At 65.9% G+C, this 469-nt stretch carries 1 pseudogene; it reads right to left on the bottom strand.

The features are described from left to right. Positions 1–469: pseudogene (locus B472_RS17175) on the bottom strand (hypothetical protein); the annotation flags it as partial.

The following is a 469-nucleotide window of genomic DNA, read 5'->3' as shown; positions in this document are numbered from 1 at the left end:
CCAACTGCGCTGAATCCAGTTCGCTTTGGGCAGTGCCCAAGGCGGTGTTGGCAGCGTTGGCTTGGGCCACCCACTTGGCCACTTCGGCGTCTGTAGCGCTTTCGCTGGCGGTGGTGGCTGCGCTCACGGTGGCCGCATCGGCCAGGGCCGCTGCTGCTGCGCTGGTGATGGCCGATAAGTCGATCGCCTCGCCTGCGGCTGTGGCCGCATCAGTGGCCGCCGTCACAGCTGTATTGGCTGCATTGGCCGCCGCGGTCGCGGCTGCCGCCTTGGCCGTCAGAGCCGTCTGGGCGTCTTCTATCGCTTGCAACTGTGCAGGGGTGGCGGGGTCGCTGGTCATGGCGCTAAGTGCAGTGCTCAGTGCCAACTGCGCTGAATCCAGTTCGCTTTGGGCAGTGCCCAAGGCGGTGTTGGCAGCGTTGGCTTGGGCCACCCACTTGGCCACTTCGGCGTCTGTAGCGCTTTCGCT

Origin of the sequence: Limnohabitans sp. Rim28, from assembly GCF_000293865.2 — a bacterium.
Lineage (GTDB): Bacteria > Pseudomonadota > Gammaproteobacteria > Burkholderiales > Burkholderiaceae_C > Limnohabitans_A.
This window is presented reverse-complemented; position numbering and strand designations above follow the sequence as displayed.